This is a genomic window from Fundidesulfovibrio sp. YSD1 (genome assembly GCF_055397115.1).
Map to the genome: position 1 here is coordinate 844,412 of NZ_AP043666.1, position 13,224 is coordinate 857,635.

General features: G+C 65.5%; 15 protein-coding genes. 2 read left to right on the forward strand and 13 right to left on the reverse strand.

What is annotated here, in order from left to right:
* The first annotated feature begins 70 nt into the window (after positions 1–70).
* Positions 71–781: a formate dehydrogenase accessory sulfurtransferase FdhD gene (locus ACZ5V4_RS03975; RefSeq protein ID WP_464316880.1), complete on the forward strand. Its 711-nt coding sequence runs from the start codon at positions 71–73 to the stop codon at positions 779–781.
* Entirely contained in the window at positions 756–1,361 is a 606-nt protein-coding gene (gene mobA / locus ACZ5V4_RS03980) for a molybdenum cofactor guanylyltransferase (protein ID WP_464316881.1), read from the forward strand. Before ACZ5V4_RS03975 ends, mobA begins: the two co-directional genes overlap by 26 nt.
* A 90-nt stretch (positions 1,362–1,451) precedes the next feature.
* On the opposite strand, the gene ACZ5V4_RS03985 is transcribed toward mobA, so the two are convergent.
* From ACZ5V4_RS03985 to secY, 13 genes are all read right to left on the reverse strand, one after another.
* A complete protein-coding gene (locus ACZ5V4_RS03985) occupies positions 1,452–3,479 on the reverse strand; it encodes a methyl-accepting chemotaxis protein (RefSeq protein ID WP_464316882.1) in 2,028 nt (675 codons plus the stop codon).
* A 162-nt stretch (positions 3,480–3,641) separates the two neighbouring features.
* Positions 3,642–5,420, reverse strand: a complete 1,779-nt coding sequence (locus tag ACZ5V4_RS03990; RefSeq protein ID WP_464316883.1) for a serine hydrolase domain-containing protein — start codon at positions 5,418–5,420, stop codon at positions 3,642–3,644.
* 74 nt (positions 5,421–5,494) lie between these two features.
* The gene (locus ACZ5V4_RS03995; RefSeq protein ID WP_464316884.1) at positions 5,495–5,908 is read right to left on the reverse strand and encodes a hypothetical protein; all 414 of its coding nucleotides are present in this window, start codon (positions 5,906–5,908) and stop codon (positions 5,495–5,497) included.
* A gap of 109 nt (positions 5,909–6,017) precedes the next feature.
* Positions 6,018–7,067, reverse strand: coding sequence for a selenide, water dikinase SelD (gene selD, locus ACZ5V4_RS04000; protein ID WP_464316885.1), 1,050 nt, complete (start codon positions 7,065–7,067; stop codon positions 6,018–6,020).
* Between the two features lie 4 nt (positions 7,068–7,071).
* Positions 7,072–7,983, reverse strand: a complete 912-nt coding sequence (locus ACZ5V4_RS04005) for a selenium metabolism-associated LysR family transcriptional regulator (RefSeq protein WP_464316886.1) — start codon at positions 7,981–7,983, stop codon at positions 7,072–7,074.
* 96 nt (positions 7,984–8,079) lie between these two features.
* Complete coding sequence (gene rplQ / locus ACZ5V4_RS04010; RefSeq protein WP_464316887.1) at positions 8,080–8,478, reverse strand: 50S ribosomal protein L17; 399 nt, start codon at positions 8,476–8,478, stop codon at positions 8,080–8,082.
* Entirely contained in the window at positions 8,468–9,511 is a 1,044-nt protein-coding gene (locus ACZ5V4_RS04015; protein WP_464316888.1) for a DNA-directed RNA polymerase subunit alpha, read from the reverse strand. The genes rplQ and ACZ5V4_RS04015 overlap by 11 nt, the downstream gene beginning before the upstream one ends.
* 9 nt (positions 9,512–9,520) lie before the next feature.
* Complete coding sequence (rpsD, locus tag ACZ5V4_RS04020; RefSeq protein WP_464316889.1) at positions 9,521–10,147, reverse strand: 30S ribosomal protein S4; 627 nt, start codon at positions 10,145–10,147, stop codon at positions 9,521–9,523.
* 18 nt (positions 10,148–10,165) lie between these two features.
* A complete protein-coding gene (rpsK, locus tag ACZ5V4_RS04025) occupies positions 10,166–10,555 on the reverse strand; it encodes a 30S ribosomal protein S11 (RefSeq protein ID WP_027190532.1) in 390 nt (129 codons plus the stop codon).
* A 33-nt stretch (positions 10,556–10,588) separates the two neighbouring features.
* The gene (gene rpsM / locus ACZ5V4_RS04030; protein WP_464316890.1) at positions 10,589–10,960 is read right to left on the reverse strand and encodes a 30S ribosomal protein S13; all 372 of its coding nucleotides are present in this window, start codon (positions 10,958–10,960) and stop codon (positions 10,589–10,591) included.
* A 28-nt stretch (positions 10,961–10,988) separates the two neighbouring features.
* Positions 10,989–11,102, reverse strand: a complete 114-nt coding sequence (gene rpmJ, locus ACZ5V4_RS04035) for a 50S ribosomal protein L36 (RefSeq protein WP_084502162.1) — start codon at positions 11,100–11,102, stop codon at positions 10,989–10,991.
* A gap of 32 nt (positions 11,103–11,134) precedes the next feature.
* Complete coding sequence (gene map / locus ACZ5V4_RS04040) at positions 11,135–11,908, reverse strand: type I methionyl aminopeptidase (RefSeq protein WP_464316891.1); 774 nt, start codon at positions 11,906–11,908, stop codon at positions 11,135–11,137.
* A 1-nt stretch (position 11,909) separates the two neighbouring features.
* The gene (secY, locus tag ACZ5V4_RS04045; RefSeq protein ID WP_464316892.1) at positions 11,910–13,223 is read right to left on the reverse strand and encodes a preprotein translocase subunit SecY; all 1,314 of its coding nucleotides are present in this window, start codon (positions 13,221–13,223) and stop codon (positions 11,910–11,912) included.
* Position 13,224 lies beyond the last annotated feature (1 nt).

Consider the following 13,224-nt stretch of genomic DNA (forward strand, 5'->3'; position numbering starts at 1 on the left):
TTGATCCCCCTTTTCGAAATTTTCGTGATTGTGCCAGTTGCGGCATATTTGTGTCAAGGAAGACAGAAGCATGGTTGAAAGCACCGATCTCGCCCACTTGCCGTGCCGTCAATTCAAGGACGGGGCCTGGAGGACCTTCCAGGACGACGCCGCCCCTGAAATCCCCGTGAACCTCGAACTTCCCGGCGGCGGCCGCAGGAAGCTCTGGGCCTTCCCGGACGGGCTGGCGGACCTCGCCCTGGGCCAGGCCCTGCTCGACCTGCGCCCGGAGGGAACGATCCCCGCCGTGGAGGACCTGGGCGGGCAAAACTTCCGCGTGCGTTTTTCCCCCGGGGAGGTCCCGGCCGCGAGGCCCTGGGAAGGCGCCCTGGAGCCCGACGACATCCTCGCGGGCGCGGCGCGCTTCATGGATATGGCCGGGCGCTGGGACGCCACCGGCTGCTTCCACCGCGCCGCCGTCTACGATCCTGCCCTGCGCGCCTTCGTCCACCATGTGGAGGACATCGGCCGCCACAACTGCCTGGACCGCCTGGCCGGATGGGCCCTGTCGCACGGGCGGCCCCTGGGCGGGCTCGTGCTCTTCGTCTCCGCCCGGGCCACGGCGTCCCTCGTGGGCAAGGCCGTGCGTTCCGGCTACGCCGTGATGGTCAGCCGCTCCGCCGTGACAACGGCCGGGGTGGAGGCTGCCCGCGCCGCGGGCATGACCCTGGTGGGCTTCTCCCGGGAGAACCGCTTCAGCATCTTCACCGACACCGATGGGCGCATCAACGCGCAGTCCTGAAGTCGCGGTGGTGCTGGCCGGGGGCAAGAGCAGCCGCCTGGGCCGGGACAAGGCCGCCGTTGTGCTGGACGGGCAGGCCCTGCTGGCCAGGGCCGCCGGCCTGGCCGGGCGCTTCTGCCCCACCGTGGCCGTGTCCGGGCGCGACCCCTCGGCCCTCGTGCCGGGGTTGCCCTGGTTCCTGGACGAAACCCCGGGGCTCGGCCCCATGGGCGGCATAGTCACCGCCCTGGAGCGCTACCGCACGCCCTGCCTGGTGCTCTCCTGCGACCTGCCCCTGTTGGACGAGGCCACGGTGGAGACGCTTTTGGCGGCGTGGCGCGAGAAGCCCCAGGACGCCGTGATGACCACCTTCCTCCAGGTGGAGACGGGGTTCATCGAGGCGCTGGTGAGCGTCTACGAGCCCGAAGCCGCGAACGTGCTGCGCCGGGCCAACGAGGAGGGCTGCCGCAAGCTCTCCCGCGCGATCCCGGAGAGCCTGCGCCACCACGTGCCCTACAGCGTGCGCGACGCCCTGCCCTTCTTCAACGTGAACACCCCGGACGACCTGGAGCGCATCCGCCGCTCCAACTTCGGGGACTAGGCTCTACGAAACGGCCGGAACGAAACAGGCCCCCGCGTGCGCGCACGCGGGGGCCTGCATGTTTGCCGGATGGGGAACGGCCTTCCGCGCTCAACCCTGCCTGAAAGAGCCGATGAGGTTCTCCAGCTCCCTGGAGCGCCCGGCCAGCTCGGACACGCCCTGGGCCGAATCGCGCATGCCGCCCGCCGTGGAGGAGGTGATCCTGCTCACTTCCTCGACGATGCGGTTGATCTCCTCACTCGAAGCGGACTGCTCTTCGGCGGCCGCCGCGATGGACTGCACCTGGCCAGAAGTGTCGTCCACCAGGGAGACGATCTCCTCCAGGGCCCGCCCGGAACTCGCCGCGAGCCCGGAGGCGTTGCGCGAGGCTTCGGCCGAGGTCTTGACCTTGCCAACGTTTCGCGTGGTGCCGTCCTGGATTGCCCGGATGGAGTCGCCCACTTCCTTGGTGGCGGTCATGGTCTTCTCTGCCAGCTTGCGCACCTCGTCGGCCACCACGGCGAAGCCGCGCCCGGCCTCGCCCGCCCGGGCCGCCTCGATGGCCGCGTTCAGCGCCAGGAGGTTGGTCTGGTCCGCGATGTCGGAGATCACGCTCATGATGCCGCTGATGGAGCGGGCCTGCTCGCCCAGGGTGGTCATGTCCTGCTCGAGCTCCACGGCCATGCGGTCCACCTGGCCGATGGCGTCCACGGCCTTGCCCACCACCTGGCGGCCCTCGGCGGCCTTGGTGCGGGCCTGGGCTGCCTGCTGGGCCGCGTTGGAGGCGCTGCGGGCCACTTCGAGCACGGTGGCGTTCATCTGCTCCATGGCGGTGGCGGCTTCGGCCGTCCTGCGCTCCTGGAGGGCCATGTCCTCGGTGGTCAGCTCGATCTGCTTGGAGAGCTGGCCGCTGACCGCGCTGATGCCCTGGACCACTCCCTCGAGCTGCATCGCGGCGGTGAGCATGCCCTCGCGCCTGGCGGCCTCGGCCTTCTGCTGGGCCTCCTCGGCCCTGGCCTTGGCCTGTTCGGCCATGTCGGCCTGGATTCCGGCCTCGCGGGTTCTCTCGTCGGCCTCGGCGATCTTGGACTTGATGGCCACCACCATGTCGCGCAGGGCGTCGGACAGGTCGCCGATCTCGTCGTTGCGCTTGACGTCGAGCGTCTCGTCGAGCTTGCCCGAGGCCACGTTCTTGGCGAAGGAGATGGCCTTGGTGATGGGCTTGGTCAGGGTCCTGGCGGCGACGAGCCCGACGATGAGCATGAGCACGCCAACCACGGCGGCCGAGCCCAACACGCTCCAGACGATGCCCCTCTGCGTGGATTCGATGCTCTTGCGGTCCTTGCCGATGAAGAGCATGCCGCCGATCTTGCCGTCGGCCGTGGCCATGGGCCAGTAGACGGTGTCGTACTCCTGGCCGAGGATCTTGTTGCGGGCGTTGTACACCCCGCCGCGCTGAAGTACTGCCTCGATGACCTTGGGGTTGTCCATCTTGGTGCCGACGGCGCGCTTGCCCTCGCGCAGGATGGACGTGGTCTCGCGGGTGTCGCCGTTGAAGAAGGTGCACTCCACGCCCATGTCGCGTTTCACTTCGTCCACGAAGGCGTGCGTGCCCAGGTTCTCGCCCACGGAGATGGCGCCGATGACCTTGCCGCCGAGCTTCACAGGCGCGCCGCCGCGCACGGAGAGCTTGACCACGGTGCCTTCCTCGATGCCCACGCTCTCCTGGCCCTTGAGGCCCTTCTGGATGGCGATCTGGTCCATGACCGAGTCTCCGGTCTTGTCGGAGTGGCCCCGCGCCAGGGCCTTGCCGTCGACGTCGGAGATGGTCAGGAAGTCTATCTTGGTCTTTTCGAGGATCTGCTTGGCCAGCTTCTTCAGGAACTCGCTGTCCCTGCGTTCGATGGCCTGGGCGATGGCCAGGTCGTTGGCTATGAGGAACGTCTCGGCCAGCGTGGCTTCCTTGAGCGCGTCGAGCTTGGACTGCACCGACTTCTGGCGTGCGCCCAGCTCCTGCGTGGCCTGTTCGTCGAATCCGTCGGTGATGAAATAGTAGGTGGTGAAGAAGATGCCGCTCGTGACGATGACGATGCTGATGACGAGCAGGATTGCTATCTTCAGGGAGAAGGAGATACGCATGCTACACCCCTTTTGAGAACTGCCCCGACCCTTCTTAATCCTTATGGAAATGTCTCCCTGCTGTAAAGCCCTCCCTCACGGCGCGAAGCGCAATCGTGACCCGGCCGCTTCGGGCGCGAAACCGCGCCGGCAGCATGGCCTCACGCACGCGCGAGCCATTATTTACATTTTTCTGAAAACGTACCCGGAGTAATGCAGGCGCTCGCCGCCCTCGCCTGGTGCGAAACGCAGGACATCGCCCATGGCCTGGCTGAACCCGCCGGGGCCCGTGATTCGGGCCTGGTCCTCGCCCTGGGCCGAGAGCGGGATGCTCATCTTGAAGTCCATGAGCGTGGGCAGCCTGGCCTCGTAGAGCACGAGCCCGTCCTCCTCGCGCAGCGTGAGTTCCCGGACCATGGGTAGGTCGTCGCCCTGGTCCTCGATCTTCCATTTGCCCAGGCGGGCCTGCCACCCGGGCGTGGCGGAGAAGGGCTCCACCTTCAGGCCGAAGAGTTCGCGCTCGCCGCCCTGGTGCAGCACCAGCCAGGTCGAGCCTGCCTCCTGCGCGAAGGAGAAGCGCAGGCCGTCCTGGTTCTTGGTCACGTCGTAGAGGGTCAGCCCCAGGACCTGGTACTTCACGCCGTAGACGCCCTCGCCGCTGGGCTCCAGGTCCAGGTTCTTGCCGTCGAGCCTGATCACGGGCCTGCCGCCCTTGCCCGGGCCGACCTTCACCACGCCCAGGATGGTGGCGTAGTTGCCCGTCACGTCCTCCAGGGGCAGGACGCGGCACGGCGCCGCCGGTGCGACGGGAAGGGGGGAGACACCCCTGGCGGCCATGGCCGCGCGCATGGCCTCGTCCGCCACGCGGTCGATCATGGAGTTGCGCGGCTCCTCGGCGGAGCTGGAGTTGGCGAGCACCACCACGCCGAGCCCCGCCCTGGGGTTGACCATGGCCAGCGAGCGGAAGCCCGCGAGGCGCCCGAAGTTCCAGGCCACGGTCCCGGCCGGGCCGAACGCGGGGCGGTTGAGGTTCCAGCCCAGGCCCACGCGCAGGTCCATGTCCAGGGGCACGCCCGTGTTCTGGGGGGCGAGCATTCCGGCCAGGGCCGCGCGCGTGACGTTATGGGGCAGGCCCGCGCCGGGCGCGCCCAGCACGGCGGCCAGGAAGCGGGCCTGGTCGCGCGCGGTGGAGTAAAGCGAGACTGCCGGGGCCTGGTTGGAACCGGGCGTGGCCAAGGGGCCGGAGGAACCGTAGCTCACCGCCAGCCGGTCCTGCCAGGCGGCCCTGGGCGCGTAGGAGGTGTCGGCGAGGCCCATGGGCCCGAACACGGCCTTGTCCATCCAGGAAGCGAAGGGCTCGCCCGCCCGCTTCTCGACCATCATGCCCAGGATCGCCGTGCCCAGGTTGGAAAACGAGAACACCGTGCCCGGCCTGAAGGCCATGTGCACGTCGGCCAGGGCCTCGGGCGTGAGCGGGGCCGGCTCGCGCTTGCGGCTGTAGAGGCCCTTGAAGTGATTGGCCGGGAGCCCGGCGTGGTGGGTTATGATCCGCCTGGGCGTTACCTGCGCCCCGGCCTGGGCGAAGGACGAGAGGCCAAGCCCGGGCAGGACCGAGGACGCGGGCGCGTCCAGTTCCAGCCTGCCCTGCCCCGCCAGGGACATGGCGCCGAGCGCCGTGAAGAGCTTCGCACCGGAGCCCAGGTTGACCACGGTGTCCGGCCCCATGGGGACGCCCCTGGCCTCGTCGGCCTCACCGTAGCCGTTGGCCCAGACCAGGCCCTTGCCGTCCACCACCGCCACCGCGAGCCCCTTGACCTTGTGCTTGGCCATCTGCTTCCCGATGGACTCGGAGAGCTTCTCCAGACCGGGGGAAAAGGCGGGGTCGGAAGGGGCGGGGATTTCGGCCGCAAGGCAGGGAAGCGCCAACAGGGTCAGGAGCGCGGACAGGATCAGGGACTTCATCGGGACTCCACGAAAAAAAGCCCAGCGCCGTCGGAAGGCGGCGCTGGGCTCGAAAACATCCGGGGAAACGCGGGCTACTCGGGCTTGGCCTGCTGCAGGAGCTCCATGGCCTGGAGCAGCTTGGCGGCCTGCTCGGGATTGTCGATCTGGGTGGAGAGGTAGGAAGCCTTCTGGGCCATCTCCATGATCATCGTGCCCATGACCATGCGCTTGGACTTGGCCGGAAGGTTCTCGAGCTCGGCCATCTTCGCGTCGATGGTGGTGATCTTGGTGCCGATGCCGGCGACGTCCTTGGTCAGGACGTTCAGATTCTGGTTGGCCTTGAAGAAGAGCACGCCGGCCAGAAGCACGGCGAGAAGGGCCAAAAGCAGAGCCATACGGCTGATATCCTGAGAGGTCTTGGCATTGAGATCGGTCATGGAAGGCACTTCATTCTCCTTGGGCTTGCGGAATTCGTCCATGGAAACAACCTTTTCCTCGGGCTTCATGAATCTCCTCCTTGGCGGTGGCCGTACGGACTCCCCCGGCGTAGACACACGTTATTCTTTTGTCACGTTTCTCACATTCTGTCCAGAACCGCGTGTCTAATGCTCCACCTCAGGCCAGGCGCAAGAGGCCCTCCGGCGCGGGTTCGTCCAGGACGCGCCCGACCCGGGCGCACAAGTCGGAGGAGGCAGCGAGAAGCTCGGCCGCCCGCGCCTCGAGTTCCCGGGGCACGGCCAGGAGCATCCCACCCGAGGTCTGGGCGTCGAACACCAGGTCCACGGCCAGGGGGTCCACTCCCGGGGCGGCCACGGTCCTGTCCGCGAAGTAGCGCCTGTTGGCGTGGCTGCCCGCGGGCACGAAGCCCGTGCGCGCGAGGTCCAGCGCCCCCGGGATCACGGGCACAGCCGAAGTTTCGATCTCCACGGCCAGCTTGGATGCCTTGGACATCTCCAGGCAGTGCCCGCCCAGGCCGAAGCCGGTCACGTCCGTGGCGGCCTTGAGCGAAAGCTCGCGCACCACCCTCCCCGGCCCGCTGTTCAGCTTGGCGGCCACACGCCAGATGGCCTCCTCATGCGCCGCGCAGCCCTGGACGTTGGCCTTCACGGCCGTGGCCAGCACGCCGAGCCCCACGGGCTTGGTGAGGATCAGAAGGTCCCCGGGCGCAAGCCCACGGTTGGAGGCGAAACGGTCGGGGTCCACCAGGCCCGAGACGCTCAGGCCGTACTTGATCTCGTTGTCCTCCACGCTGTGGCCGCCGGCCATGGCCGCCCCGGCCTCCCTGATCTTGGAGAGCCCGCCGCGCAGGATCTCCTTGAGCACGTCGAGCGGCATGCACTTGGCCGGGAAGCAGACGATGTTCATGGCGGCGTAGGGTTCGCCGCCCATTGCGTAGACGTCGGAGAGCGCGTTGGCGGCCGCGATCTGGCCGAAGCGGAAGGGGTCGTTCACCACGGGGGTGAAGAAGTCCACGGTCTGGATGAGGGCCTTGCCGGGCGGAAAGGTCAAAACGGCGGCGTCCTCGTTGTCACCCGTGCCGGTGAGCAGGCGAGGATCGTCAGGGACGTCGAGCTCCCTCAAGACTGCCGCCAGGTCCCCTGGGGAGAGCTTGGCGGCTCAACCAGCGGCTTTGACGGTATCGACAAGCCGGAGAGGCGCGATCATCGCTTCATCCCTTGGGGTTGTTCAGGAAATCCATGAAGTAGCGCATGGCCGGGAACACGTGGCGCTTGGCGTGGCGCACCACGTAGAACGAACGCTTGATGGAGAGCCCGGGGACGTCTACCACCAAGAGCTCGCCCTTGGCCAGGCAGGGGCCCACGGCCAGCCTGGAGGTGACACACAGGCCCAGGCCGTGCACGGCGCACTGGACCACGGCCTCGTGGGTGCGAGCCTCGATGACGGCGTTCAGCCCCCGGATGTCCAGGCCCAGCCCGGCCAGCGCCAGCTCGAAGGCCTTGCGCGTGCCAGAGCCCTGCTCCCTGAGCACCCAGGGCCAGGAGCGCAGGTCATCGGGGTTGATGACCAGTGCCCCGGCCTCCACGAGATCCTGGATGCCGGGCATGCGCTTGGAGGCAACCACCACCAGGTCGTCGTCCATCAGGGGGGTGAAGGAGAGCTCGGGTTCGTTGGCTGCCGCGCCAACCACGCCCAGGGCCAGTTCACCGTTTTGGACGCCCTCGATGATCTCCTGGGAGTCGCCCACCGTGAGCCGCACGCGCACGTCCGGGTAGCGGCGCGTGAACTCGGCCAGGCGCTTGGGCAGGAGGTACGTGGCCGGGATGGTGCTGCCGCCGATCAGGATGTCGCCCGCCACGCGCTGCTGGAGAAGGCCGATCTCGGCCTTTGCGCTCTCCAGCGCCGCGAAGACCTGCAGCACGTGCCGGTAGAGGATCTCCCCGGCCTGGGTGGGCAGGATGGTCCGGCCCAGGCGGTCGAAGAGGTGAGTGTCGAGCTCCTGCTCCAGGGAGAGGACATGGGCGCTGATGGTCGGCTGGGAAAGGAAGAGCTCCTGCCCGGCCTTGGAAAAGCTGCCCAACTCATAGACCTTGCGGAATGCTTCGAGCCGTCTGATATCCATGGAGTTGATCCTTACAATCAAGCAACCCGATGGTAAAGCACAAAAAAAGCGGAGCGGCAAAGCCGCCCCGCTTTTTAACCCGTAAGGCCGAATCAGCTACTCTTTGGAGCCCTGCTCGGGGGTCGCGGCGGCTTCCTCACGGCGGGTCAGTTCGATGACCGCCATGGGGGCGCAGTCGCCAAGGCGGGGCAGGCCCAGCTTGTAGACGCGGGTGTATCCGCCGCCGACGCCCTGGAAACGGGGCGCGATGTCGTCGAAGAGCTTCTTCACCAGCTGGTGGTTCTCAAGCACCTTGTAGGCGAGGCGGCGGGCGTGCACGTCCCCGCGCAGACCGAGGGTGACAAGGCTGTCGGCTACCTTGCGCAGCTCCATGGCCTTGGTCTCGGTGGTCTTGATCTGGCCGTAGGTGAGAAGCGACCTGGCCATGTTGCGGAACATGGCCTTGCGATGGGAGTGGGTCCTCCCGAGTTTCTTGCCGCCCTTGCTATGCCTCATTGGTCTGCTTCCTCTTCAACCATTCCTGGTATTTCTGCTCGAAGTTGTCCACGCGCATGCCGAAGTCGAGGCCCATCTCCTCCAGAACGCGGCGGATCTCCTCGAGGGATTTCTTGCCGAAGTTCTTGGTCTTGAGCATCTCGTTCTCGGAGCGCTGCATGAGCTCTCCCACCAGCGAGATGTTGGCGCTCTTCAGGCAGTTGGTAGCGCGCACGGAAAGCTCGAGCTCGTCGATGGACTTGAACAGGTTGGGGTTCAGGTCGTGGTCGTCGCCGCCGCGCGCGCCCTCGGTCTCGGATTCCTTCTCGTCGAAGTTGATGAACACCGAGAGCTGGTCCTTGAGGATCTTGGCGCTGTAGGCGATGGCGTCCTCGGGAGTCACGGAACCGTCGGTCCAGACGTCGAGGATGAGCTTGTCGTAGTTGGTCATCTGGCCGACGCGGGCCTGGTCCACCGTGTAGGCGACCTTCTTCACGGGGGTGAAGCTGGAGTCCAGGGTGATCAGTCCGATCTCCTGGCTCAGTCCCTCGTGCATGTCCGCGGGCACGTAGCCCTTGCCCATGCGAATCTCGAACTCCATCTTGAGGTCGCGCGCTTCGGACAGGGTGCAGATGTGCTGCGTCGGGTCGAGGATCGTCACGTGCTGGTTGGGGCTGATGTCGCCGGCCGTGACCGGGCCCTGCTTGTTCACCGAGAGGGTGAGGCGCTGGGGCTCGTCGGTGGTCATGGCGAAACGGACCAGCTTGAGGTTCAGCACGATGTCGGTCACGTCCTCGATCACGCCGGGGATCGTGGTGAACTCGTGCTGGATGCCCTCGATGTTCACGGAGACGATGGCCGCGCCCTGGAGCGAGGATAGGAGCACGCGACGCAGGGCGTTGCCCAGCGTGGTGCCGAAGCCGCGCTCGAGGGGTTCGCAGGTGAAACGCCCGTAGGTGGAGCTGGACTTGGCGTCCCGGGCCAATTTCTCGGGCCGGACCAGTTCAGACCAGTTGCGGGTGTTTATGAGCCTGTCGCCTGTACGTATGAGCATTGTGTCCTCTTACTTGGAGTACAGTTCGACGATGAGCTGCTCGTTCACTGCCAGCTGAATGTCTTCGCGGGAGGGCATGGCGTTGACCTTGCCCTTGAAGGCCGCGCCGTCGACCTCGAGCCAGGAGGGGCAGCCGCGGCGGGCGATGACCTGCTGGGCTTCCTGGATCACGGGGGACTGGCGATTCTTCTCGCGCACTTCGAGCACGTCGCCCACGCGCACCTGGATGGACGGGATGGTCACGCGGCGGCCGTTGAGCACGAACAGCCCGTGACGAACGAGCTGGCGGGCCTGGTCGCGGGAGTTGGCGAAGCCCATGCGATAGACCACGTTGTCGAGCCTGCGCTCCAGGTTGATGAGCAGGTTGGCGCCGGTGACGCCCTTCTGCCTGTCGGCCTCGGCGAAGTAGCTGCGGAACTGCTCTTCGAGGATGCCGTAGACGCGCCTGGCCTTCTGCTTCTCGCGCAGCTGGACGGCGTAGTCACTCATCTTCTTGCGGATGCGGCCGTGCTGGCCGGGGGCGTAGGGACGGCGATCGTAAGCGCACTTGTCGGTGTAGCAGCGGTCTCCCTTGAGGAAGAGCTTCGTGCCTTCACGGCGACACAGGCGGCACTTGGGTCCGGTATAGCGAGCCACTTGTATGTTCCTCCTGAACTAGACCCGGCGCCGCTTGGGCGGACGGCAACCGTTGTGCGGGATGGGGGTGACATCGCGGATGAAGCTCACCTTGAAGCCGGCGGCGTTGATGGCGCGCATGGCGGCCTCGCGGCCGGAGCCGGGTCCCTTCACGAAAATTCCGACGGTGCGCATGCCGTTGTCCTGGGCCTTGCGGGCGGCGGTCTCGGCGGCCACCTGGGCGGCGAACGGGGTGGACTTGCGCGAGCCCTTGAACCCGGCTCCGCCGGAAGTGGCCCAGCTCACCACGTTGCCCCTGGGGTCGGTGAAGGTGATGATGGTGTTGTTGAAGGTGGCCTGAATGTGGGCGACCCCAACCGGGATGTTCTTCTTCTCTTTCTTGCCGGTACGGCGCGGTCTAGCAGCCATGTTGATCCTCTAATGAATAACGCGCTGAGGCGGTTATTTCTTCTTTTTGGCCATAACGGCGCGACGCGGTCCCTTGCGGGTGCGGGCGTTGGTGTGGGTGCGCTGGCCGTGGACGGGAAGGCCCTTGCGGTGCCTGAGGCCGCGGTAGCAGCCGATGTCCATCAGGCGCTTGATGTTGGCCGTGACCTCGCGACGGAGATCGCCCTCAACCTTGTGGTTGGCTTCGATCTCCTTGCGGATGGTGTTGACTTCCTCGGAGGAGAGGTCATCGGTCTTCTTGGTCCACTCCACACCGGTGGCGTCCAGGATCTGCAAAGAGGTGGCGCGCCCGATACCGTAAATGTAGGTAAGGGCGATATCCATCCGTTTGTTCCTGGGCAGGTCGACTCCAGCAATACGTGCCACGTTTCGATACCTCGCTTAGGTTCTGGGCTTATCCCTGGCGCTGTTTGTGCCTGGGATTTTCACAGACCACCCGCAGGACGCCGTGGCGACGGATGATCTTGCATTTCGGACAAAGCTTCTTCACGGAAGGCCGCACTTTCATCTTCTTTCTCCCATAAATGAAATGGGTACTGCCTACGCCGGGAGGCGAAGGCTTAATATTTTCGGTCCATCGGCGGTGATGACCACCGAGTGCTCGTAATGGGCGGAAAGGCTGCGGTCCTTGGTGACGGCAGTCCATTTGTCCGCGAGGATTTCCACCTCCGGACCGCCCATGGTGACCATCGGCTCAATGGCCAGGGTCATTCCAGGCTTGAGCACCACGGCCCCGGCTCCGCTGGGGACGAAGTTGGGCACCTCAGGCTTCTCGTGGAGATTCCTGCCGATGCCGTGGCCAACAAATCGTCTTACAACAGAGAACCCCTGGCCTTCAACATATTTTTGTATGGCCTGAGATATGTCGTACAGGTTTCCCTCGGCCTGAGCCTGCTCGATGCCGACGTAGAGGGACTTTTCGGTCACCTCAAGGAGTTTGCGGACGTCATCGCCCACTGCGCCCACAGGGACGGTTCGGGCCGAGTCGCCGTAGAACCCCCTGTGGATGACTCCCATGTCGAAGCTCACGATGTCTCCTTCCTTGAGCTCGCGCTCCGAAGGAAACCCGTGGACGACCTCCTCGTTCACCGAGCAGCACAGGGCGAAAGGGTAGCCGAGGTAGCCCTTGAAGGCTGGCTTCACCTCGAACTCCCTGCACATCTGCAAGGCCATCTCTTCAAAGACCAGGGTTTTGACGCCGGGGCGAACCGCTTTCTCGAGCTCGTCCAGGATGGCGGCGACTATGCCGCCCGCCTGGCGCATGATGTTCACTTCGGCGTCGTTCTTGACGTATATGCCGCGATACTTCTTCAAACTAGGTCCTGCCCTTGATGCGTCCCTTGGCGAGCAGGCCTTCGTACTGCCTGCTGATCATGTAGGACTCGATCTGGCCCATGAAGTCCATGGCCACGCCCACCACGATCAGGATGCTCGTGCCGCCGAAGTAGAACGGCACGTTGAACTGGGCGATGAGCAGCATCGGCAGCACGCAGACCGCCGAGATGTACATCGAGCCCCAGAGGGTAAGACGCGCAAGCACGCGGTCAAGGTATTCCTTGGTCTTCTGTCCCGGACGGATGCCCGGGACGAAGCCGCCCTGCTTGCGGATGTTCTCGGCTATCTGCTTGGGATCGAAGATGATCGCCGTGTAGAAGTAGCAGAAGAACACGATCATGCTGATGAACAGCACGTTGTACACGATGGAGTTGGGGTTGAACCACCCGGCGACCAACTGCACCCAGTCTGCCTGGTAGAAGTTGGCGATGGTGGCCGGGAAGAGCAGGATCGACGAGGCGAAGATCGGAGGGATCACGCCCGCGGTGTTGATCTTGAGCGGCAGATGGGTGGTCTGGCCGCCGTACATCTTCCTGCCCACCATGCGCTTGGCGTACTGGATGGGGATTCGCCTCTGGCCGCGCTCCATGAACACGATGGCCACGATGGTGGCGGCCATCAGAGCCACGAGCAGCAGGAAGACCAGAAGGCTCATTTCGCCCTGCCCGATGAGGGAGAACGTGTTGATGAGCGCCCTGGGCAGGCCGGCCACGATGCCCGCGAAGATGATCAGCGAGATGCCGTTGCCGATGCCCTTTTCGGTGATCTGCTCACCCAGCCACATGAGGAACACGGTTCCGGCCGTAAGCGTCATGACGGTCATGAACTTGAAGCCGACGCCCGGGTGCATCACGAGGGGCGCCCCCGTGGGGCTGGTCATGCTCTCGAGGCCCACGGCGATGCCCAACCCCTGAATCAAGGTGATGAGCACCGTGCCGTAGCGCGTGTACTGGGTGATCTTCTTGCGCCCCTGCGCGCCCTCCTCCTTCTGGAGCCGGGCGAGCTCGGGGCTGACCACCGTGAGCAGCTGCATGACGATGGAGGCCGAGATGTAGGGCATGATGCCCAGGGTGAAGATGGAGAGCTTGTTCAGGCCGCCGCCGGAGAACATGTCGAAGAGCCCGAACAGGGTGTTCTTCGCGCTCTGGAAGAAATCCGCCAGAGCGAGAGGATCGACACCCGGAACGGGGACATGAATGCCCACACGGTAGACGGCCAGAAGCAGGAAGGTCCAGAGGATCTTCTTCTTCAGCTCCGGCACGCGAGCCAGATTCTCCACGCCTTGCAGTGCCACG

What these genes read in the sequence shown, in the direction of transcription:
- rplQ (WP_464316887.1), bottom strand. Translation starts at nt 8,478, where the DNA reads ATGAGGCATAGCAAGGGCGGCAAGAAACTCGGGAGGACCCACTCCCAT.
- ACZ5V4_RS04015 (WP_464316888.1), bottom strand. Translation starts at nt 9,511, where the DNA reads ATGCTCATACGTACAGGCGACAGGCTCATAAACACCCGCAACTGGTCT.
- ACZ5V4_RS03990 (WP_464316883.1), bottom strand. Translation starts at nt 5,420, where the DNA reads ATGAAGTCCCTGATCCTGTCCGCGCTCCTGACCCTGTTGGCGCTTCCC.
- rpsK (WP_027190532.1), bottom strand. Translation starts at nt 10,555, where the DNA reads ATGGCTGCTAGACCGCGCCGTACCGGCAAGAAAGAGAAGAAGAACATC.
- ACZ5V4_RS04005 (WP_464316886.1), bottom strand. Translation starts at nt 7,983, where the DNA reads ATGGATATCAGACGGCTCGAAGCATTCCGCAAGGTCTATGAGTTGGGC.
- mobA (WP_464316881.1), top strand. Translation starts at nt 756, where the DNA reads ATGGGCGCATCAACGCGCAGTCCTGAAGTCGCGGTGGTGCTGGCCGGG.
- ACZ5V4_RS03985 (WP_464316882.1), bottom strand. Translation starts at nt 3,479, where the DNA reads ATGCGTATCTCCTTCTCCCTGAAGATAGCAATCCTGCTCGTCATCAGC.
- ACZ5V4_RS03975 (WP_464316880.1), top strand. Translation starts at nt 71, where the DNA reads ATGGTTGAAAGCACCGATCTCGCCCACTTGCCGTGCCGTCAATTCAAG.
- ACZ5V4_RS03995 (WP_464316884.1), bottom strand. Translation starts at nt 5,908, where the DNA reads ATGAAGCCCGAGGAAAAGGTTGTTTCCATGGACGAATTCCGCAAGCCC.
- rpmJ (WP_084502162.1), bottom strand. Translation starts at nt 11,102, where the DNA reads ATGAAAGTGCGGCCTTCCGTGAAGAAGCTTTGTCCGAAATGCAAGATC.